The organism is Deltaproteobacteria bacterium, assembly GCA_011773515.1.
GTDB lineage: Bacteria > Desulfobacterota > Deferrimicrobia > J040 > J040 > WVXK01.
The window spans coordinates 9,684-29,810 of the sequence record WVXK01000101.1; the positions used below are offsets into that span (position 1 = coordinate 9,684).

Annotated in this window: 20 protein-coding genes and 1 tRNA gene; 14 read left to right on the top strand and 7 right to left on the bottom strand. The window is 57.7% G+C overall.

Going from position 1 to position 20,127, the window contains the following annotated elements; genetic code table 11:
* The 4 genes from GTN70_11175 to GTN70_11190 all read left to right on the top strand — a co-directional run.
* Positions 1–587: hypothetical protein (locus GTN70_11175; GenBank protein NIO17523.1), on the top strand; the 587-nt coding region annotated here is incomplete at its 5' end.
* Positions 580–1,251 (top strand): ribulose-phosphate 3-epimerase, encoded by a 672-nt coding sequence (locus GTN70_11180; GenBank protein NIO17524.1) that lies wholly within the window; start codon positions 580–582, stop codon positions 1,249–1,251. The genes GTN70_11175 and GTN70_11180, both read left to right, overlap by 8 nt.
* A 22-nt stretch (positions 1,252–1,273) precedes the next feature.
* Positions 1,274–1,350, top strand: a tRNA-Pro gene (locus GTN70_11185).
* 204 nt (positions 1,351–1,554) lie between these two features.
* Complete coding sequence (locus GTN70_11190; protein NIO17525.1) at positions 1,555–2,160, top strand: PH domain-containing protein; 606 nt, start codon at positions 1,555–1,557, stop codon at positions 2,158–2,160.
* Positions 2,161–2,192: 32 nt separating this feature from the next.
* Here the strand turns inward: GTN70_11190 and GTN70_11195 are convergent, their stop codons facing one another.
* Positions 2,193–2,378 carry a hypothetical protein gene (locus GTN70_11195; GenBank protein ID NIO17526.1) on the bottom strand — a complete coding sequence of 62 codons (186 nt, stop codon included), beginning with the start codon at positions 2,376–2,378 and terminating at the stop codon, positions 2,193–2,195.
* A gap of 87 nt (positions 2,379–2,465) precedes the next feature.
* Positions 2,466–3,002 (bottom strand): hypothetical protein, encoded by a 537-nt coding sequence (locus tag GTN70_11200; GenBank protein ID NIO17527.1) that lies wholly within the window; start codon positions 3,000–3,002, stop codon positions 2,466–2,468.
* Between the two features lie 232 nt (positions 3,003–3,234).
* Here GTN70_11200 and GTN70_11205 point away from each other — a divergent pair, with 232 nt between their 5' ends.
* The 10 genes from GTN70_11205 (at position 3,235) to glnE (ending at position 15,711) form a co-directional block, all read left to right on the top strand.
* Positions 3,235–3,399 carry a rubredoxin gene (locus GTN70_11205; protein ID NIO17528.1) on the top strand — a complete coding sequence of 55 codons (165 nt, stop codon included), beginning with the start codon at positions 3,235–3,237 and terminating at the stop codon, positions 3,397–3,399.
* 38 nt (positions 3,400–3,437) lie between these two features.
* Positions 3,438–4,649: an MBL fold metallo-hydrolase gene (locus GTN70_11210; protein NIO17529.1), complete on the top strand. Its 1,212-nt coding sequence runs from the start codon at positions 3,438–3,440 to the stop codon at positions 4,647–4,649.
* 354 nt (positions 4,650–5,003) lie between these two features.
* On the top strand, positions 5,004–5,180 hold the full coding sequence (locus GTN70_11215; GenBank protein NIO17530.1) for a hypothetical protein: 177 nt from the start codon (positions 5,004–5,006) through the stop codon (positions 5,178–5,180).
* Between the two features lie 84 nt (positions 5,181–5,264).
* The gene (gene gatC, locus GTN70_11220) at positions 5,265–5,555 is read left to right on the top strand and encodes an Asp-tRNA(Asn)/Glu-tRNA(Gln) amidotransferase subunit GatC (GenBank protein ID NIO17531.1); all 291 of its coding nucleotides are present in this window, start codon (positions 5,265–5,267) and stop codon (positions 5,553–5,555) included.
* A gap of 18 nt (positions 5,556–5,573) precedes the next feature.
* Positions 5,574–7,052 carry an Asp-tRNA(Asn)/Glu-tRNA(Gln) amidotransferase subunit GatA gene (gene gatA, locus GTN70_11225; protein NIO17532.1) on the top strand — a complete coding sequence of 493 codons (1,479 nt, stop codon included), beginning with the start codon at positions 5,574–5,576 and terminating at the stop codon, positions 7,050–7,052.
* Positions 7,052–8,491 (top strand): Asp-tRNA(Asn)/Glu-tRNA(Gln) amidotransferase subunit GatB, encoded by a 1,440-nt coding sequence (gatB, locus tag GTN70_11230; protein ID NIO17533.1) that lies wholly within the window; start codon positions 7,052–7,054, stop codon positions 8,489–8,491. The genes gatA and gatB overlap by 1 nt, the downstream gene beginning before the upstream one ends.
* A gap of 32 nt (positions 8,492–8,523) precedes the next feature.
* Positions 8,524–10,944: an AsmA family protein gene (locus GTN70_11235; GenBank protein NIO17534.1), complete on the top strand. Its 2,421-nt coding sequence runs from the start codon at positions 8,524–8,526 to the stop codon at positions 10,942–10,944.
* A gap of 27 nt (positions 10,945–10,971) precedes the next feature.
* Positions 10,972–11,511, top strand: coding sequence for an isochorismatase family protein (locus tag GTN70_11240; GenBank protein NIO17535.1), 540 nt, complete (start codon positions 10,972–10,974; stop codon positions 11,509–11,511).
* Positions 11,512–11,635: 124 nt separating this feature from the next.
* On the top strand, positions 11,636–12,670 hold the full coding sequence (gene mtnA / locus GTN70_11245) for an S-methyl-5-thioribose-1-phosphate isomerase (protein NIO17536.1): 1,035 nt from the start codon (positions 11,636–11,638) through the stop codon (positions 12,668–12,670).
* Positions 12,667–15,711: a bifunctional [glutamate--ammonia ligase]-adenylyl-L-tyrosine phosphorylase/[glutamate--ammonia-ligase] adenylyltransferase gene (gene glnE, locus GTN70_11250; GenBank protein ID NIO17537.1), complete on the top strand. Its 3,045-nt coding sequence runs from the start codon at positions 12,667–12,669 to the stop codon at positions 15,709–15,711. Before mtnA ends, glnE begins: the two co-directional genes overlap by 4 nt.
* A gap of 17 nt (positions 15,712–15,728) precedes the next feature.
* Here glnE and GTN70_11255 read toward each other — a convergent pair whose 3' ends face one another.
* From GTN70_11255 to GTN70_11275, 5 genes are all read right to left on the bottom strand, one after another.
* Entirely contained in the window at positions 15,729–15,929 is a 201-nt protein-coding gene (locus tag GTN70_11255) for a hypothetical protein (protein NIO17538.1), read from the bottom strand.
* A 203-nt stretch (positions 15,930–16,132) separates the two neighbouring features.
* Complete coding sequence (locus tag GTN70_11260) at positions 16,133–17,797, bottom strand: 4Fe-4S dicluster domain-containing protein (GenBank protein ID NIO17539.1); 1,665 nt, start codon at positions 17,795–17,797, stop codon at positions 16,133–16,135.
* Complete coding sequence (queC, locus tag GTN70_11265; protein NIO17540.1) at positions 17,689–18,387, bottom strand: 7-cyano-7-deazaguanine synthase QueC; 699 nt, start codon at positions 18,385–18,387, stop codon at positions 17,689–17,691. The genes GTN70_11260 and queC overlap by 109 nt, the downstream gene beginning before the upstream one ends.
* A gap of 2 nt (positions 18,388–18,389) precedes the next feature.
* Positions 18,390–19,025: a radical SAM protein gene (locus tag GTN70_11270; protein ID NIO17541.1), complete on the bottom strand. Its 636-nt coding sequence runs from the start codon at positions 19,023–19,025 to the stop codon at positions 18,390–18,392.
* Between the two features lie 42 nt (positions 19,026–19,067).
* Entirely contained in the window at positions 19,068–19,988 is a 921-nt protein-coding gene (locus GTN70_11275) for a branched-chain amino acid transaminase (GenBank protein NIO17542.1), read from the bottom strand.
* Positions 19,989–20,127 lie beyond the last annotated feature (139 nt).

A 20,127-nucleotide genomic window follows, 5' to 3' on the forward strand; every position in this document is an offset into this window, starting at 1 on the left:
CGCTCCTCGATGCCTGCAGCGCTCCGGGTATAAAGACCTCCTATCTCCGGTCTCTTCTGCCCGCATGGGAGCTGTGGGCGACGGATGTGTCCGATGCAAGGATCGAGAGCATGAGGAAAAACTTCGACAGGATGGGGGTCGGCGGCGTCTCGATAGTGAAGGTCGATTTTTCCGGCGAAGTGCCCCGGGACATGCGGTCCGCTTTCGACGTGGTGTTCGTCGACTCCCCCTGCAGCGGGCTGGGGGTGATGAGGAGAAACCCCGAGGTGAAATGGAGGATCGGCAAGAGGGATGTGGAGCTCTGCGGCGGGAAATCTGAAAAGATACTCACGAATGCCATCCTCTGCGTAAAGGAGGGAGGCTACTGTCTCTACTCGACGTGCACCTTCACCTCGAGGGAGAACGAAGAGGTGGTAAAGAGGGTTTCTCGGGCGACTGGCTGCGTGGTAGAATCGGTGGGGGATATTGTGCCCCCCGTCCCCGGCTGGACAGACGCCGGGTTGTTCGCGATAACCGCGCCGGATCTCATCGACGGAGATATTTTCTTTCTCGCGGGAATAAAAAAAGGAGGTGGCGCGCGTGGGTGAGGAAATTCGAGTCGCACCATCCATTCTTTCGGCGGATTTCCTGAAACTAAGAGAAGAGGTGGAAAAAGTTGAACGGGGGGGAGCAGACCTCCTGCACGTCGATGTCATGGACGGGAGGTTCGTCCCCAACATTACCGTGGGCCCCATGATCGTCAAGGCACTCAGGAAAGAGACGTCGTTGCCGCTGGATGTCCATCTGATGATCGTTGAGCCCGAAAAGTACGTGGATGAGTTCGCGGCGGCGGGAGCCGATATCATCACCGTCCACGTGGAGGCCACCGACCACCTTCAGAGGCTTCTGAAAAGGATTCGTGAGCTGGGGAAAAAAGCGGGCGTCTCCTTGAACCCACAAACGCCCCTCTCCTCCATAGAGTGGGTACTCGGGGATCTGGACCTCGTCCTCATCATGACCGTCAACCCCGGATTTGGGGGGCAGAGCTTTATTCCGCAGATGATACAGAAGATCGAACTGTTGCGGCAGCAGGTGGACCGGTATTCGCTTCCCGTTGACATAGAGGTCGACGGTGGTATAAAAGTAGAGAACGTGGGGAATGTGGCCGGTGCCGGTGCCGATATTGTCGTCTCGGGTTCGGGCATTTTCCAGACCGTCGATTACGCCGCCACGATACGGGAGATGAAAAAGCGGACCCGGACGGTGGCGTAGACTATATAATGTCAGCATAGGGCGGGATGTGGCTCAGTCTGGCAGAGCACCTGGTTCGGGACCAGGGGGTCGCTGGTTCAAATCCAGTCATCCCGACCATGATCTCAAAAAGCCCACCTCCGTGGGCTTTTTTCATCTTTGGCCCGGGTGCCGGTGACGGATAGAAGTTATTGCGGATCCCGGATGAGGGTGCGATAGTTTCCCGGCCCCCGATTGTGGTACACTTTGCCTGTGGCAGGGTTCAACGCGCCACCCTGCTGCTGCCTGCCTTCGGGCAGAAAACGGGTTTTCAGGGAGCGGTGTTTGATCGACAGTTCCTCCACGATGCTTTTAGCGGGTGAAGAGCACTTCGCCATGCTTCGGCCCATTCGCGGGGTTTATGCCCGGAAAGCATGGTATTTTTCCCTCATCGGGGTGCCCGTGCTGTTCGTGAGTGTCTTCTTCATATTTTTTTCCCTCGGTCTTCCCCGGTCATCCCAGGTGCTGGAAATGGCAAGGGTGGCCCTTCTGCTCTGCTCGCTTCCGTTCCTTCTCTTCGGCCTCTTCCTGACGGCGGGCCACTACCTCCTCTTCTACCTCGAGTCTTCCGCTGTCAGCTACACCATTACCAGCAGGAGGGTGATCATCCGCCGCGGCTTTATCGTCCACAAGGAGTTCGAGATCTTCGTCGAAAGCATCGCCGGACTCGAGGTCATCCGGATCGGGGGACCGCACAATGCAGGGACCATCAGGTTCATGGCCTCCGCCAGCGCACCCGGTGCACCGTTCTACATGAAGCGTTTTCCCACGGAGAAATTTCGGGGCGACGTCCGCTACGCTATCGAAGCGGTTCCCGATGTGGATGCTGCACGCTTCTTCATAGAGAAGGCGATCGATCAGGTACGAAAGACCAGTGCCTCCCCATTTTGACCGCGTGCATTTCCCGGCGGGGCGGATTTTTGTTACGTATCTTTTGGCCACCCCGTTTCGAGGGTCTCCATGGCCCCCCCCTCATTCACCGTTTCAAACAGCGAGAGGGCCTTTCTCAACACACGGGTCTGCATTTCCCTGTTGTTGGGTTCGCCCAGCGTCGCGCCCCGGGGATGGGGGAGTATCAGGGTCCGGGGGGGCCGTACGTTTTTCGCCATACCTTCGAACACGGCGAGGGTAACCGTGGGAATGCCGCCCTCCTCTATCTTCCTGGCCAGCAGACCGCCGGACTGGGTGCAGACGGGTCAGACCAGGACCAGGAGGGCGCAGTCGACGTCCCCGGCCCGGAGCTGCCCGAGGATTTCTGCCCCCGTCGTGTCGATGAAGTATCCCGGGTTCGCGATATAGCCGGAAAAGGAGAGAGCGGGGGAGAAGAGCTCGCGAATCTCTCCCCTGGCTGCCAGCTCCTTGAGCAGCCAGAGGGGAAAGACGACGTTCGGGTCGGCGGTGGCATACTCTTTCTTGTACTGCTCGTGCCTGAAGCTGATCTCACCTATGCCGGTGTCTGCCGGAACGGGCCGGAAAGAGGGATCCCCGAGGGGATTGGTGGAATCGAAAGGCTCCTGGTTTTTCACGACGAAGGCTCCCGAAGAGCTGATGAGCGCAACCCTCGCATCTTTCGGTGGTACCCGCGGGGGCTGGAGGAAAGAGGTGCTGTTCACCACGAAGGGGTAGGTGGAGAAAGCCTTCTTGACTTCACCGCCCTCGATCACCGGGACGGCATGGCGGGCCCAGGCGATAAACTGATTTTCCCATGATGCCCTGTTTTCAATTACTTCCATGTTCATCCTCCCTGTTTCCCACCATGCCGGCACCTGCATTCAGGGTATCGTTTATGATACAGTAGGATCAAGGGAAATGGTGAATCGGTTCGGTCCCCACGGCCGGCAGGGGGCTGGAACCCCGGCTCTCAGGGGATCCGGGTCGTGTGGCCGGAGAAGCGCCCGTGAATCGCCGCATCCGTGGTTCCCGCCATGTGTTAAACTGATAGATACGTTTGAGGAGGGGAATGATATGGAAAAGTACAGATGCATTCTCTGCACCTACGTGTACGATCCCGAGGAAGGCGACCCCGATAACGGGGTCCCCGCCGGCACTGCCTTCGAGGATATCCCGGCGGCGTGGGTGTGCCCGCTCTGCGGCGCCACCAAGGATGAATTTGAGAGAGTCGAGGAGTAAGGAAACACATAACGCAATCGAGCGCTGGAGGTGAACGAATGGGTTCGATCAAGGTTACCGATGGTGTCTTCTGGGTGGGGGCCAAGGACCCCGATCTCGCCGTCTTCGATATCGTCATTCCCACCGAGTACGGAACGACCTACAACTCCTACCTTGTCATGGGCGAGAAGGCATCGGGTGTTATCGACTGCGTGAACCATCCTTTTCACGCCGAGTGGATGGAAAAGATATCGGAGCATGTTGCGCCGGAGAAGCTGGACTTCGTCGTGGTAAATCACTCCGAGCCGGACCATTCCGGTGCCATCGTCGAGCTATTGAGGGTAAATCCGAACGTGACGGTTTTCCTGTCGAAGGCGGCGAAGGGCTTTGTGGACAACATCGTAAATGCCGAGTACAACGTGCGGGTCGTTGAGGACGGCGAGGAGGTGGACCTGGGCGGGAAAAAGCTCTCCTTTGTCCTGGCTCCCTACCTGCACTGGCCCGACACCATGTTTACCTACGATGAGACCCAGAGAGTCCTGTTTCCCTGCGATTGCTTCGGGGCCCACTACAGCACCGAGAAGCTCTTCAACGACGAGCTCGATGAGGATGAGAAGAAGACGGCCCAGATGGCGTTCCGATACTACTACAACACCATCATGCGGCCGTACAAGGAATACATCATCAAGGCATGCGACAAGATCAGGGATAAAGAGATAGAGATCATCGCCCCTTCCCACGGTCCCGTGCTCCGTGAAGCCCCCTGGGATTACGTCGAGTGGTACCGGGAGAGGGCAACGATACTTGAGCGCAAGGGGGACGAGAAAAGGGTTCTCGTGGTCTACGCGTCTGCCCATGGCAACACGGCTGCCATGGCGAAGAAAGTCGGCGAGGGGGCAAAGAAAGCGGGCGCCGTGGTGCGTCTCATAAACACCGTCGACGTTTCGATGAACGAGATAATAGACGAGATCGAAATCGCCGATGCCGTTATCTTCGGAACGTCCACGCTGAACGCCACCATACCGAAGCCGATTTTGAACGTCATCTCCAACATGGTGGTCCTCACCGTCAGGGGCATGCATTTTTCCGTGTTCGGTTCCTACGGGTGGAGCGGTGAGGCGATAAAAATGGTGCAGGACATACTCTCCACCATGAGGATGAAGCTCGCCGCAGAGCCGGTCAGGGTGAGAATGGCACCATCGGAGGATGAGCTTCAGCGGTGCGTGGAGCTCGGCCGGGAGGTTGCCGGCAAGGTTATCGGCGCCCGGTAGGGTAAATCCCCTCTCCGGCTGCCGAGAACAGAACGGCACGGCGAAGAGCCGGAGCGGCTCTGGACGAGGAGGCATTTCTTTTCCCTTTCCCGCAAACGTCGAACGGGGCGCTTCTCCTCAACCCCTTCTTTTGGGACACGGGCCGGATCCCCCCGCGGGAATATCTATGTTCCAGCGGTTTACGGGCCATCGGGATTCCCTGCACATTGAGCATGCGCCCCGGTGAACCTCCCGCTGTCTGCTTAATTCCTTTCGTTTTTGCGGCTATTCTTTTAACATAGTAGGGAGGGCATTTTTTTTTAAAAGCGGGTCGAAAACAAACCGGTTGCCTGAAACCGGGGTACGGAGGAAGGGATGGCTGAGAAAAAAAGCAGGTGCATGGTCTGTGGAAAAGAGAGGCTCATGGAGGGGAGCATTTGCGATAATTGCAAGGCGATGATCCAGCAGGAGGCATCTGAGGGGCAAAAGAAGATCAAGAGAGATGCGGAAAAAGAACTGAAAAAAGAGGGTGTTACGCCGGACAAGGGCTGATTGCCGGAGGTTGCCGTTCTTTTGAAATACCGGGGGGATGTGGTACATTGAACCTACCCGGAGTTCCCCCTCCAGGAGGAAGACATGCCGATAACGGCGCAAGAGGTTCTGCACATTGCCCGGCTTGCCCGGCTTGCGCTCACCGATGACGAGGTCGCAGCCTTTACCGAGCAGTTGGGAAACATTCTCGAGTACATGAAGAAGCTCAATGAGCTCGATACGCAGGATATCGGGGAAACTGCACACGCGATCACCCTGAGAAACGTTCTGCGTGATGACAGGGTCGAATCCTTTGCTGAACGGGAAAAGATTTTCACAAATGCGCCGGACAGGGAGGGAGACTGCTTCCGGGTGCCGAAGATTATCGAGGATTGAGGCGGGAAGGGAAGTGCGATGGAGCTACATCACCTGACACTTGAGGATCTTGCCGAGTATTTGAGGAAGAAAGAGGTGACGTCGCGGGAGATTACGGAGCACTATTTGAGCAGGATTGATGCCCACGATGAAGAGATAAACTCCTACGTGACGGTCCTGAACGATGAAGCGATAAGAAGGGCCGATGAAATGGACGCAGCCCTCTCAAGGGGCGAGGACAGGGGGCCGCTGCACGGCGTTCCGATCGGCCTGAAGGACATTTTCTGCACGGGGGGGATCCTGACAACCTGTGGAAGCAGGATCCTGTCAAACTTCGTTCCCCCTTACGATTCGACGGTTTACAGAAAGCTCTCCGATGCGGGAACCGTTCTTTTGGGCAAGCAGAACATGGACGAGTTTGCGATGGGCTCCTCCACGGAAACATCCTACTTCGGGGCGGCGAGAAATCCCTGGGACAGGGGGAGGATCCCCGGCGGGTCCAGCGGCGGATCCGCGGCAGCGGTGGCATCGGGCCTGTGCGCGGCGGCCGTCGGGACCGACACGGGGGGATCGATCCGGCAGCCCGCCTCCCTCTGCGGCGCCGTGGGAGTGAAACCGACCTACGGCAGGGTGAGCAGGTTCGGCATGATCGCCTTCGCCTCCTCCCTCGACCAGGCGGGCCCGATCACGAAGACGGTAAAGGACGCGGCCATTCTCCTGGAAGCGATAGCGGGCTACGATCCGAAGGATTCCACGTCGGTTGACGTGGGGGTTCCTCCGTACCGTGAGTGGTGCGGCCGGGACCTCTCCGGCACCCGGGTGGGCATCCCGAAAGAGTACTTCGTCGGCGGGATACAGCCCGAGGTGGACCGGGAGGTGAGAAACGCAATTGCCGCCCTGGAACGTCTCGGGTGCGAGATTGTCGAGGTGTCCCTCCCCCACACGGACTACGCGCTTGCCTGTTACTATATCGTCGCACCTGCCGAAGCCAGCTCCAACCTTGCCCGGTATGACGGGGTGCGTTACGGGTACAGGAGCGAGGGGTATTCCGACCTTATCGGCATGTACCGGCAGACGAGGGCGGATGGCTTCGGCGTGGAGGTGAAGAGGCGCATCATGCTTGGCACGTACGCGCTCAGCGCCGGCTACTACGATGCGTTTTACGGGAAGGCCCTCAGGGTGAGGACATTGATCAAGAGGGACTTTCTGGAGGCATTCAACGCCGTGGACGTCCTGGTGACACCCACGTCTCCCACCACGGCGTTCAGGCTCGGAGAGAAGACGGAGGATCCCCTCACCATGTATCTCTCGGACGTCTTCACCATACCGACGAACCTGGCAGGCCTCCCCGGGATCTCTCTGCCCTGCGGCCGGGACGAGGAAAGCCTTCCCGTGGGGGTCCAGATAATCGGGAAACACTTCAGGGAGGAGGACCTCATAAAGGTTGCCTCGGCCCTCGAGTCTGTCCTGGGGGCTTTCGGCGTGGCGGGGGAGAGCGGGGCCAGAGAGGAGAGCTGATGGAGTTTGAGGCGGTTATCGGATTGGAGGTCCACGCGCAGCTCAAGACGGACTCGAAGATATTCTGCGCCTGCTCGACGGCCTTCGGCAGGCAGGCGAACAGCAACACCTGTCCCGTATGCACGGGAATGCCCGGTGTGCTCCCTGTCCTGAACAGGAAAGTCGTGGATTTTGCGCTCAAGGCTGCCCTTGCCACGGGGAGCACCGTCCGGAGGGAGAGTATATTCGCCAGGAAGAACTACTTCTACCCCGACCTCCCCAAGGGGTATCAGATTTCCCAGTACGAGCTTCCCATCGCAGAGGGAGGATTCGTCGAGATCGACACGAAGGGGGGCAGGAAACGGATCAACCTGACGCGCATCCACATGGAGGAGGACGCAGGAAAGCTCCTCCACGAGGCGGAGTTCGAGCAGTCGCACTTTTCCCTGGTTGATTTCAACCGCACAGCCGTGCCCCTTTTGGAGATCGTCTCGGAGCCGGAGATAAGGAGCCCGGAAGAGGGAGGGGCATACCTGCGGATGCTTCGGGACATCCTGGTCTACCTGGACATATGCGACGGGAACATGGAAGAGGGGAGCTTCCGGTGCGACGCCAACGTATCCGTGAGGCCCCGGGGCCAGTCTGCATTCGGAACCAAGACGGAACTGAAGAACATGAATTCCTTCAGGAACGTGGAGAAAGCCCTCGAGTACGAGATAGGGCGGCAGATCGGGGCCATAGAGGAGGGCGGCCAGGTCATTCAGGAGACACGCCTCTGGGACGTGGCCGCGGAAAAAACGGTGAGCATGAGGACGAAGGAGGAGGCCCACGACTACCGGTATTTCCCCGACCCGGACCTGGTTCCCCTTGAAATCGACGAGGGCTGGATAGAAAAGATCAGGGAGTCCATTCCGGAACTCCCCCTCGCAAAGAGAGACCGGTTCCAGAGGGAATATAACATCCCCGCCTACGACAGCGAAGTCCTCTGCCAGTCAAGGGCCCTGGCCGATTTCTTCGAGGCGGCGGTGGCAGTGCACGGGAACGCGAAGGCGATTTCAAACCTTTTGATGACCGAGGTGCTGCGGGAGCTCAACAAGGACAGGGTGGATATCACCGAAACCAAGCTCACGCCGTCCCACATTGCAGGAATCGTGAAGGCAACCGATGAAGGGGTGATAAGCGGGAAGATCGGGAAGGAGATATTTCAGATCGTTTACCAGACCGGGGATGACCCGGTGAAGATAATCGAAGAGAAGGGGCTGAGACAGGTAAGCGATGAGGCCGCGATCGAGAAGATTGCGCAAAAGGTGATCGATGCCCATCCCGGCGAAGCGACGACCTACCGGGAGGGAAAGAAGGGGGTCCTGGGATTTTTCGTTGGCCAGGTGATGCGGGAGACGAAGGGGAAGGCAAATCCCGCCCTGGTGAATGAAATTTTGAAAAGATTGCTCGAACCCTGATTTCCGGGTTGGACAATGTATTGAGGCATAGCATGAAGAGGATCGTTGCAGCAGGTATACTTGCCCTCGCCTTAATCGCGGGCGCTCTCCTGGTTTACCTCTCCGTCACCCTCAAGCCCGAGAAGTACCGGCCCCTCATCGAACGCACCCTGAGCGAGAAAGTGGGCAGGAGCGTATCGCTGGGAAAGGTGGACTTTTCTCTCCTGGGAGGACTGGCCTTCGAGGTTGCCGACCTCAAGATTGCCGGGGACAGGATCCACCCCGAGGAGCCCCCCCTGGAGTTCAGCTCGGGAAAGCTCAAGATGAGGGTCATACCGCTTATCCTGGGGAATCTCAGGATAAAGGAAGTGGTCGTTGATTCCCCGCATTTGTTTCTGAGGAAATACCGGGATGGCCACCTCTCAATTGATGACGTGCTCGATAAACTGGTGGGCAGCAGGGAGGAGGCAGCGGTGAAGGAGGAGAGGGAGGACGAAACCCTCGACCTGGAGATTGAAACGGTCAGCGTGAAGCAGGGGAGTTACACCTTCGTCGCGGAGCTGTCGGGGGACAGAGTGGAGCAGGTAACGGTCTCACCGGTCAACCTGAAGATAAGCAATATCGGGTTTGACCGAAAGGTCAAAACGAGCCTGGCCGTTACCCTCCTCGAGCCTCTCGCCGGTGTCGTCGATCTTTCCGGCTTCTGCATGGTAACCTCAATGGCCAGGGGGGCGGGGGATGTCTCCTTTGACCTGTCGGGAAACATTCTCGATCTGCCGGTGGATATCGGGGGAGGCGTGGTTCTGGCCGGGGAGATACCCGAGTTCGAGGGGGTGCTTACGTCGGAAAAACTGGACGTCGAAAAACTTTCCGCCATCTACACCCGCATAACGGGCAAAGAACTGCCATTGCGCTCCCGCGGGAAGGGCCGGGTAATACTCGCCGCTGCGGGAACACCCGATGACTTGGGCTTCGAGGGGGAGATGGACCTGACCGAGGCCATTCTCTTCTACCGGGACACCTTTGAAAAGTACGCCGATTCCGAGCTGAGCCTTATCTTTCAGGGAAGATACCGGGGAGATAACGTCATAATCTCGAACGCCGAGTTCAGGCTGCCCCAGATCATCTCGTCCATAAACGGCTGGTACAATGCGAAAAGCGGCCGCTATGAGCTCAGATCGGGGTTTACCATTGACAAGCTGGAATCGGTCAGCCAGTTTTTCAAGGACCTGTCGCAGCTGAACCTTTCTGGAGGCGTGACGACGTCGGTATCTGTCCGCGGCGGCGGCAAGGAGAGGGAAGCCATTTCCGCCCGGGCCGACCTGAAATCGGTCGACTTCGAGCTCCCGGGTGAGGGCCTGAATGTTCGGAGCCTTGCCGGCCATCTGGAGATGGACAGGGACGGTTTTTCCCTCAATCCGCTTTCGGGCCTGTTGAACGGACAGAGGGTTTCCCTCTCGGGAAATATCACCATGAGAAATGGCCCCCGGGGAAACTTTACCGCCAGGGCGAACTTCCTGGACATCGATTCGATTCTGGAGGCAAGGGCCAAGGGGGAAAAGAAGGAAGAGAAAGAGAAAAAGGAAGGGGCCGGGGAGCGGAAGACCTTCCCCGATATGGCGAAGAAAGCCGACATTGCAGCGAAGGTTTCCGTGGACACGCTCAGGTACAAAGGTGCCAACCTCAACAACGTTTCGGGAACCCTCCGGTTGGACAAGGGAGAGGTGACGTGGGAAGGGATCGAGGTGGGCATCTTTGACGGAAAGGCGAAAACAGAAGGTTCCTACTCCCCGTTTTCAAATAACAGGGCGTTTACGATGCGCTTTTCATCCGACAGGGTATCGGTATTCGATTTTTTCAAGAGCGTGACATCCTTCGGGGGCTTCATGGACGGCGTGGCGAAGGTAAAGCTCTCCCTGAAGGGTCAAGGCTCGTCGGCTGCAGATATCAGGAGGACCCTCTCGGGAAACGGTGAGATCAGGATTCAGAGCGGCAAGATCGAAGGGGTGGACCTTCTGTCAGACATAGGAAGCGCGGCGGGCATCGGGGGCCTCGTGGAGCGGCATACGGGTAAGGCCGAGCACAAACGGACGGTAACGGTGTTCGATGACGTCTACGCTCCCTTCGAAATTGCAGCGGGCGAAGCGGTGGTCAGGGACTTTCAGTTCACAACCGACAGTTTCCGCCTGAAGGGCGAGGCCCGCTTGACGCCTGATAACAGGCTCGTTTTCTCGGGGGACGCGGTGATTCCCCGGGAAATCGTGGGCGATGTGAGGGGCATCGGAAAGTTTGCAGCCGATGACAGGGGAAACCTGGTCTTGCCCCTGCGCATCGTGGGGCCGATCAACGGGCTGCGGGTCATCCTGAGCCCGGAGCGGCTCCTGGAAAAAAAGGGGAAGGATCTTTTTGAGAAGGAGAGGAAAAAGATCGAGGAGAAGCTTCTCGACGCCATAAAGGAGAAAAAACTGTTTTAACCACTTTACCGGAAAGAGGGAGAAATAATGGCGAGAAAAGGAAAAAGTGCCTTGATAATCATCGATATGCTGAACGATTTCGTTCTTAAGGGGGCGCCTCTGTATGTCCCGGAGACGCAAAAGATCATCCCTGCCCTCAAGAAGAGGATCTCTTCGGCCAGGAGGAAAAAGGAGCCGGTTGTCTTTGTCAACGATGCTCACGCAAAGAAGGACGTGGAGTTTGAACGGTTCGGCTGGCCTGCTCACGGCGTGAAGGGCACCAAGGGCGCGGAAGTCGTCAAGGATCTGGCGCCCCGGCCGGGGGACAAGGTGATCGAGAAAACGACCTATTCCTGCTTCTACAGAACGTCTCTGGACCGGACGCTGAAGGACCTCGGGGCCGACACGCTCCACCTGGCAGGTTGCGTGACGAATATCTGTATCTTCTACGCAGCCTATGATGCTGTCCTGAGAGGGTATGACGTGCGTGTGGATGAGCGTATCGTCGCCGGCCTTGACAGAAAGAGCCACGTGTTTGCCCTCGAGCAGATGCAGAGCGTCCTGGGAGTCGATGTCATTCGCAGGTGAAGCCGGTTATGACACCAGATACCCCTTTCAAAGGGGGGAAGATGCCAAGGTTGCGGGGTCGCGGGAAGAGAGCGCTATCTCGCGGAAGGGACAAGGAAGGGAATAATTACGCGGGGGGGGAAACATGAATTTCAAGCACATCGATTGGACCGGCAATGAACTGATACTCCTTGACCAGAGGATACTTCCCATCAGGGAGAGCTATCGGAAGCTGAAAACCTGTGTCGAGGTGGGCAACGCCATAAAGACGATGGTGGTCAGGGGAGCCCCGGCTATCGGCATCGTTGCTGCTTTCGGAATCGTTCTTGCCCTCAAGGGGGCCATCAATCGAAAGAGGGTGCTCAAAGAGGAGTTCGGGGAGGCATACAGGATACTTGCGGGGACGCGGCCGACGGCGGTGAACCTCTTTTTCGCCCTCGACAGGATGAAGGCCGTATTCGAGCGTGTGAGCGATCGCGACCCGGAGGAGATTCTCTTCCGCCTCGAGAAGGAAGCCCTCGACATTCTGGAGGAGGATGTCAAGGCAAACAGGTCGATAGGGCGAAATGGTGCGAAGCTGATGAAGAAGGAGAGCACGATCCTGACCCACTGCAATGCGGGGGCGCTTGCGACGGGGGGCTACGGGACGGCCCTCGGCGTTGTGAGAAGAGCCATCGAGATGGGGAAGAAGGTACACGTCCTGATCGATGAAACCCGGCCCTTTTTGCAGGGGGCGCGGCTGACATCCTGGGAGCTCATGAAGGACAACATCCCCTGCACCCTCATCACGGACAGCATGGCCGGATCCATCATCGCGAGGGGGGGCGTGGATATGGTCATCGTGGGGGCGGACAGGATTGCGGGCAACGGCGACGTGGCCAACAAGATTGGAACCTTCCCGCTGGCAGTTCTGGCGAAGCATCACCGCGTTCCCTTCTATGTGGCCGCGCCGATCTCGACGATAGACAGGAAGATAAAGAGCGGAAGGCAGATCCCCATCGAGGAGAGAGACGCATCGGAGGTGACGAACCTGATGGGAACGAGAATCGCTCCCTCGGGGGTTTCCGTCTATAACCCTTCTTTTGACGTAACGCCGGCGAAGCTCGTTACGGCTATTATCACCGAAAAAGGGGTGGTCAAGCCCCCCTACAACGCGGGAATAAAAGCCCTGATGAAATGAGCAGCTACGCTCTCTGGAAAGAACTGGAAGCAGTCTGCGGAGAAAAGATTGCCTCTGCGATGCTCAATCTCTCGTCACGGGTGCCCGATCAGGAACTCTTCCTCCTGAATTTCATGAAAATAGCCGCTTCCTTCGGGGCCGAAGAAGTGGCGAAGGTCGTTCTGGAGGAGAAGACCTCGAAGCTCATCCTGCCCGTTCTTTCCTGCTCCGAGTACCTGACCGACATTCTGGCAAGGGACAGCGAGCTGCTCGACTGGCTTTTTTCCGAAGGCAGGTGCCGGGAGTCCCTCGACGGGGAGCTTTTGCGGGAGGAGATCATCGATGCGACGGGCCAGCTGTCGGAAGAGGGCGACGTATCGAAGCTTTTGAGAAAGATAAAGGGCCGTGAGATCGTGCGGATAGGGCTGAGGGACCTCGGGGGCCTGGCGGAGATGGAGGAGACAGCCCGGGCGCTCAGCGACCTTGCAGAGGCCGCCCTGTGCGGCGCAACGCAGTTTGCCCTCTCGAGCCTGAAGAAGAGGTTCGGGATCCCGCTGATCGAAGGCGAGGGCGGTGAGGAAAGAGAGTGCCAGTTCTGCGTCCTTGCCCTCGGGAAGCTGGGGGGACGGGAGTTGAACTTCAGCTCCGATATCGACATCATGTACGTCTACGAGAAAGACGGTGTCTTTCCGGCGGGGGTGAACGGGGATGGAAGGCGAGCCGGTGAGGAGACAACCTTTCACCAGTTCTTCATCAAAGTGGCGGAGATGGTGACCCGGCTCATCGGCGAGGTAACGGGTGACGGAATCGTCTTCAGGGTTGATTTGCGGTTGCGCCCCGACGGGACGCGGGGGCCTCTGGCCAACTCCAAGAGGGCCCTGGAAGTGTACTACGAATCCTGGGGGCAGACATGGGAGCGGGGGGCGCTGATAAAAGCACGACCCGTTGCCGGCAGCAGGGAGCTCGGCCAGAGGGTGATCAAGATGCTCACCCCATTCGTGTACAGGAAATTTCTCGATTTCGTCACCGTCGATGAGATCAAGGAGCTCAAGAGCAGGATCGACCTCTCCCTGAAGGTCAAGCAGGAGCACATGTGGGACGTGAAGCTCGGCGAAGGGGGTATCCGGGAGATAGAGTTTTTCATTCAGTCGCACCAGCTGATTTTCGGGGGGAAAAATCCACCCCTGAGGGAAGAAAATTCCATGAGGGCCCTTGTCTCCCTCCGGGAGGAGGGATACCTCTCTCCGCCCGAGGAGGAGACCCTTGCCGATGCCTACCGGTTTTTACGAAATCTCGAGCACAGGTTACAGATGCTGCGGGGAATGCAGACCCAGCTCCTGCCCCGGGACGAAGACCTTGAAAAGGTGTCCTACCTCATGGGCTTTGAGTCCGTTCCGGACTTTGAAAAAGAGCTGGCCAGGAAGAGGAAAAAGGTCAGGGATATCTTCGGAAAGCTCTTTGCCGAGGAAAAACCCGAAGTGGAGTCGGATGTTGCGCCCGAGGTAATCGGGTTGCTCTACGGGGACATGTCTTTCGAGGATACCCTGGCGACGCTCGCCGAAATGGGATTTACGGACCCCGGCGGCGCTTCGAAAAACCTCGACCTTCTGCGGTCGGGGCCGCAATCATCCCGGATGACCCAGAGGGCCCGCAACTATCTGAGAAAGATAGCGCCCCTTCTGCTGCAGAGGGTAATCGAAACGCCGGCTCCCGACAGGGCCCTCTCCAACATAGACACGTTTATTCGGGCAATCGGCGCGCGGACGACGTTTTACGCCCTGTTATCGGAAAACCCGGGGGTGATCGAGCCCCTGGTCCAGCTCTTCGGGTCGAGTCAGTACCTTTCCGGTTATTTCACCAATAATCTCGACCTGCTGGATGTCCTTCTCAGGAAAGGCCAGTCCGCCGTGATCAAGAACAAGACGGAGATGAGAAAGGAGCTGGGGGAAAAGCTCGTGCTGGCAGAGCATTTCGAGGATGAGCTCGGGATATTGCGCCGGTACAGGAGCGAGGAGTTCTTGCGGATCGGGATACACCGGCTCGGCGGGAATCTCTCCCTCGAGGAGTTTTCCTTTCAGCTGTCGGCCCTGGCCGAAGTGTCGATGGGGTTCACCCTGTTTCTGGCCAGGAGGGAGGCTCTGAAGAAATATGGAGTGCCCTCGTACGTCGATGAGGCCGGCGAGAAACAAGAGGCCTCTTTTCTTGTCGTGGGGCTTGGTAAGCTCGGCGGTGAGGAGCTCAATTTTCACTCCGACCTGGATATCATTTTCATCTACTCCCACATGGGAGAGACGGATATTACCGCGGAAGGGGGGGCAGAGGGAAGGAAGAAGATCACGAACCAGGAATTTTTCGCGCGGGTCGCACAGCGGTTCATATCAAACCTTTCCACGGTAACGAAGGAGGGGTATGTTTACAAGATCGACATGCGGCTCAGACCGTCGGGGAGCCAGGGGCCCCTGGTCACGTCATTCAGTGCTTTCAAGAACTATTATGAGCAGGATGCCCGGATCTGGGAGCGGCAGGCGCTCATAAAGGCGAGGGTGGTGGTGGATGACAGGGATTTCGGGAAGGATGTTGGTCGCTGGATTGCATCCTACGTGTACGAGACGCCCACCCCACCGTCGCTCAAAAGCGAGTTGAGCGATATCCGCTCGAGGATGGAGAGGGAGCTCGGCAAAGAGAGCGGAGGGTTCCACAACCTGAAATTCGGCAGGGGGGGGCTGGTGGATGTGGAATTTCTCGTCCAGTACCTGCAGCTGCTTCACGGGCGTGAATTGCCGGCCACAAGGACGCAAAATACCCTGAAAGCCCTCTTCGAGTTGAGCAGGGAGGGGATCATCGACGAGGAGGAATTTGCCATCCTCGACGAGGGATACCGCTTCCTGAGGGATGTCGAGGTAAGCCTGCGCCTGGTTCACGATGCGTCGGTAGAGCGCTTTCTCGTCGAAGACAGGGGTATCGTCCTCCTGGGCATGACGTCGCGGGATGCTTTCGAGAAAAAGTATAAAGAAGTTACGGGAAATATCCGGAGCGTATTCGACAAGTTTCTCACGGCATAATCGGTTCCCTGCTTACCTTATCCGATCTCGTCATCGGGGAAGTCGAAGATAACGGACGTGCTGATGAAATCCATGATGTTTTCGTTGAGCTTGGTGACAGGCCGGCTGCTGTCCAGATGGATCAGTGTCTTGCGCATCTCCAGAAGGATCTCCACGTTGAAGCCGCCGGGCTCAACCGCAGGGTCTAAGGGGAACTTTTTGTCGTAGAAGTATGCCATGGGACCACCGATTTGTCGTTTTTTATTCTGTCCTCTTTTCTCTCCACGTTCTCTTTCGCAGGTAAGACGACACAATGTCATCTTCTGTTTCAGAAAAGTTGAGAAAAGGTTGATGCATAATATATATATTTTCAGTGAGTGTCAATAAAATAACTACCCGGCCCCGGAAGGGGATTTTTCCCCGAACCGGGCAGAAAAGGCACCTATTTAGCGGGGTAGCCCACTGCCTTGAGATCGAGCCTCTTGTCCGGGTTTCGGCTTTCACCTGCGGAGGTTATCCGGACGCCGGGAATGTCGTTCACCGGGCACACCGTCTCGCAAATGCCGCACCCGATGCACAGGTCGATGTCGATCACGGGCGCATTCACGACTTCACCGTCCGGGCTCTTGATCTTCTTGAAATAAATGGCCTTTTTCGGGGTCGGGCAAAACTCTTCGCACACGATGCATGGCCTTCCGAAGGCAAAGGGAATGCACCTTCCCGTGTCGACGAAGGCGAGCCCGATTTTTGTTTTCTGCTTTTCCGGAAGCATCAGCTCTTTAATGGCGCCCGTGGGGCACACCTGCCCGCACAGCGTGCAGTTGAATTCGCAGTAGCCGATCTTCGGGACGAGCAGGGGGCTCCAGATTCCCGTGATTCCCGCCTCCAGCAGGGTAGGCTGCAGGCCTCCCGTTATGCAGACCTTCATGCATTCACCACACCGTATGCACCTTCTGAGAAACTCCTCCTCGGCGAGGGAGCCGGGAGGACGGATCAGGAGCGGCGGCGTCACGTGCCCCGCAGGCGTGGCTTTCTGAAAGCCCACCGTGACGATCCCCAGCCCGAAAGCCTGGACGAACCTTCTCCTGCGAATATCGATTCTGTCTCTGCTCGTGCCCTTCAGGGAAAACGTCCACTCCAGCGCCTCTTCCGGGCACTCCTTCTCGCAGTTGAAGCACATGATGCACTCCGTGGAGGACCATCCGTCCCTCACGTGCGGGCGCGCACCCCCCTGGCAAACGGCGGCGCAGAGGTTGCAGGCAGTGCAGCGGTCGTTCATGGTGAGCTTGAGGACCTGGAACCGGGAGAGGAGGCCGAGAAGCGCTCCGAGGGGGCACAGATACCGGCACCAGAACCTGGTGGTTATGCGGCTTGCCGCCAGGATTCCGGCGAAAAGAAGCCCCACGAGGAGGGCCTGCCTGAAGAAGACGCTCCTGAAGGGGAGGATGGTTTTTTCAAGAAGTGAGAGGATAAGGTCGGCAAGTTCTGAAAGGAGCGGGATGTTCGCTATGTAGAGGGGTTCGAGGACGGCCCGGGTGAGCCAGTCGATGGCGGGGATGACGGAGAGGGAGAGGGATCTGATAATGAGCGAAACAGGGTCGAATATTCCCGCTATCTCGATCCCGGCCAGCGCGCCGCCCAGGACAAAAAACAGGAGGAGATATTTGTATCTTGCATGCCTGCTCTTTTCTCCCCTCCGTTCTTCGTGGGGCTTGCCGTAAAAAGAGACGGCATTCGTCAGCGTCCCGAGGGGGCATACCCAGCTGCAGAAAACCCTCCCGAGAAATATCGTGAGGCCGACCAGGAAAAGGGAAAGGAGCAGCGTGGCAGGAACGGTGTGCGCCGATATGAGCGTTGACAAAAAGGCCAGGGGGTCGAAGTCCAGGAATATCTTCACGGGATAGGGAATCTCGTTCTGCCCGCTGTAGTCCGTTTTTATCAGGAGAATGAAGAAGATCAGCAGGAACAGGATCTGGGATGTTCTTCTCAGTTGTTTCTTCACGGTCTGGCTGTTTCTCCTTGCCTTGTGCTGTATGGTATCGGATCCTGTATCCCCGCATTCTTGAAGGCTTGCAGCCGCAGGTAGCAGGAATCGCACGCACCGCATGCAATGTCTTCGTTCCGGTAGCACGACCAGGTAAGGTGGAGCGGGGCGTTCAGGGACTTCCCCATCAGGATGAGGTCCTTCTTCATAAGGTCGATAAAAGGGGCTTTGATGACCATATCGGTTTCTGGCCTCGTCCCCAGATCGGCGGCCCTGTTGAAGGCCTCGATGAAGGTGCGTCTGCAGTCGGGGTATCCGCTGCTATCTGCTTCGATGGCCCCGATATATGCCGCCGTTGCGCCCCTGGCCTCCCCCCAGGAGACGGCGATGGAGAGGAGGTGTGCATTTCTGAACGGCACGTAGGACGGGGGGATCACGTCTTCACGGAAATCCCCGAGGGGGACGTCTATTTCTTCGTCGGTCAGACAGGAGCTGCCGATTTCTCTCAGGTAGGAGATATCTGCCACGAGCCGCTCCCTGACCCCGTAATGGTCGGCGATATCGTGGAAGGCCTTGAGCTCCCTCTCCGCCGTTCTCTGACCGTACCGCACGTGGAGGAACAGGAGCTCTTCTACCTCCCTCATTGCAAATCCGGCCAGAATACAGCTATCCATCCCGCCGGAAACGAGTACCACACCCCGTTCGTGTATCATCTTCACACACCCCGTGTGCTGCTTCCGAATATGTATTTGTGCAGCTGCACGTTGAGCCGCACCTGCAGCCGCTCTTTGATGATCCAGCCGGCGAGGGTTTCGGCCTCCACGTGCCCCCATGCAGGGGATAAGAGCACCGTTCCCGGAAAGGTGCGGAGCTTTTCGTCGATGAAAGCGCGGGCGAAGTCGAAGTCTTCCCGGCCTGTCACGACGAACTTGATCTCGTCTGTTTTGCCGAGGCAGCGGAGGTTTTCTTCCAGAAATGACCCTCCCGCGCCGGACCCGGGGGTCTTCACGTCGACGATTTTAACGCAGGGGCTGTTCAGGCCGGAAAGGGGTAAAGAGCCGTTGGTTTCGATGGAAACGGCGTACCCCATGTTCACGAGAAGGTCGATGAGCTCCGGGGTTTCCCCTTGCAGGAGGGGTTCCCCGCCCGTTATGAGAACTCCTGGAAGGCCCAGCTTTTCCACTTCCGCAGCTATTGCCGGGATATCCATGAGCCTGCCCTCTTCATACGCGTAGGTGGTGTCGCAGTAGGCACACCGCAGGTTGCAGCCCGTCAGCCTGACAAAGGAGAAGGGAAGGCCCTGGGAGGTGGATTCCCCCTGAATGCTGGTGAAGATTTCGTTAACGACCATTGAGAGTATTTTACCATGCCCCCGCCGGACAGAAGGGGGCTTCTACTCAACGTAATCGAGCCAGCTCTCGTACCGTGCGTTCTTTCCGCCGACGATGTCGAAGAAAGCGGTCTGGAGGGTCTTCGTGATCCTCCCGGGCCTTCCCCTACCGACCCTCCTGTCGTCGATCTCCCGAACGGGAGTGATTTCCGCGGCGGTGCCGGTGAAGAAGACTTCGTCTGCCGTGTAGAGCTCATCCCGGGTAAAGTGCTCCTCCCTGACCTCGATCCCCAGGTCGCCGGCAATGGTGATGACGGAGCTCCTCGTTATTCCCGGGAGGATGGACGCAAGCGGGGTGGTTTTGATCGCACCGTCCTTGACCATGAATATGTTTTCTCCCGACGCTTCCGATACGTACCCCTCCGTGTCGAGAAGGATCGCCTCCTGATATCCCGCCTTTACAACCTCCCACTTGGCAAGGACGGAGTTTACATAGTACCCGTTGATTTTTCCCTTCGTCATGGAGGCGTTTACGTGGTGCCGGGTAAAGGACGACACTTTCGCCCGGATACCCTTTTCCAGACCGTCGTCCCCCAGGTAGGCACCCCAGGGCCACACGGCGATTGCCGTGTGAACGGGGTTCTTTTTCACGAAGAGCCCCATGTCCCCGGCTCCGATAAAGACCACCGGCCGTATATATCCCTGCCGGAGCTTGTTCACCCTCAGGGTCTCCTTGACCGCGCTGACAATTTCCCTTTTCCTGAAGGGAATTTTCAACGAGAGGATGTGCACCGAGTCGAAAAGCCTGTCCACGTGCTCCCCGAGACGGAAGACAGCGGAGGAGCCGTTTATCGTCCGGTAACAGCGTATGCCCTCGAAAGCGCCTACCCCGTAGTGAAGGGTGTGGGAGAGGACGTGAACCGTGGCCTTCTCCCAGCTGACAAATTTCCCGTCGAACCAGATTTTCTTCGTTTTCTGGACCATTTCTCCTCCCCTGCACCATTTGGCTCGATCTTCAGATTTTCCGAAATATCGGGCGAAAAGTCAATCGGCAGTTGGCCGAAAGAGGGGCCTGCACCGTGGTGGACGAAAAAAGAGGGGTGAAACTGGAGGGGATGGTAAT

Excerpts from the sequence above, each read along its gene's own strand:
- GTN70_11275 (NIO17542.1), bottom strand. The coding sequence starts at position 19,988 with ATGGTCCAGAAAACGAAGAAAATCTGGTTCGACGGGAAATTTGTCAGC.
- gatA (NIO17532.1), top strand. The coding sequence starts at position 5,574 with ATGGAGCTACATCACCTGACACTTGAGGATCTTGCCGAGTATTTGAGG.
- GTN70_11200 (NIO17527.1), bottom strand. The coding sequence starts at position 3,002 with ATGGAAGTAATTGAAAACAGGGCATCATGGGAAAATCAGTTTATCGCC.
- gatC (NIO17531.1), top strand. The coding sequence starts at position 5,265 with ATGCCGATAACGGCGCAAGAGGTTCTGCACATTGCCCGGCTTGCCCGG.
- mtnA (NIO17536.1), top strand. The coding sequence starts at position 11,636 with ATGAATTTCAAGCACATCGATTGGACCGGCAATGAACTGATACTCCTT.
- GTN70_11240 (NIO17535.1), top strand. The coding sequence starts at position 10,972 with ATGGCGAGAAAAGGAAAAAGTGCCTTGATAATCATCGATATGCTGAAC.
- glnE (NIO17537.1), top strand. The coding sequence starts at position 12,667 with ATGAGCAGCTACGCTCTCTGGAAAGAACTGGAAGCAGTCTGCGGAGAA.
- GTN70_11255 (NIO17538.1), bottom strand. The coding sequence starts at position 15,929 with ATGGCATACTTCTACGACAAAAAGTTCCCCTTAGACCCTGCGGTTGAG.
- GTN70_11270 (NIO17541.1), bottom strand. The coding sequence starts at position 19,025 with ATGGTCGTTAACGAAATCTTCACCAGCATTCAGGGGGAATCCACCTCC.
- GTN70_11205 (NIO17528.1), top strand. The coding sequence starts at position 3,235 with ATGGAAAAGTACAGATGCATTCTCTGCACCTACGTGTACGATCCCGAG.
- gatB (NIO17533.1), top strand. The coding sequence starts at position 7,052 with ATGGAGTTTGAGGCGGTTATCGGATTGGAGGTCCACGCGCAGCTCAAG.
- GTN70_11210 (NIO17529.1), top strand. The coding sequence starts at position 3,438 with ATGGGTTCGATCAAGGTTACCGATGGTGTCTTCTGGGTGGGGGCCAAG.
- queC (NIO17540.1), bottom strand. The coding sequence starts at position 18,387 with ATGATACACGAACGGGGTGTGGTACTCGTTTCCGGCGGGATGGATAGC.
- GTN70_11215 (NIO17530.1), top strand. The coding sequence starts at position 5,004 with ATGGCTGAGAAAAAAAGCAGGTGCATGGTCTGTGGAAAAGAGAGGCTC.
- GTN70_11260 (NIO17539.1), bottom strand. The coding sequence starts at position 17,797 with ATGCGGTGCGTGCGATTCCTGCTACCTGCGGCTGCAAGCCTTCAAGAA.
- GTN70_11235 (NIO17534.1), top strand. The coding sequence starts at position 8,524 with ATGAAGAGGATCGTTGCAGCAGGTATACTTGCCCTCGCCTTAATCGCG.
- GTN70_11195 (NIO17526.1), bottom strand. The coding sequence starts at position 2,378 with ATGGCGAAAAACGTACGGCCCCCCCGGACCCTGATACTCCCCCATCCC.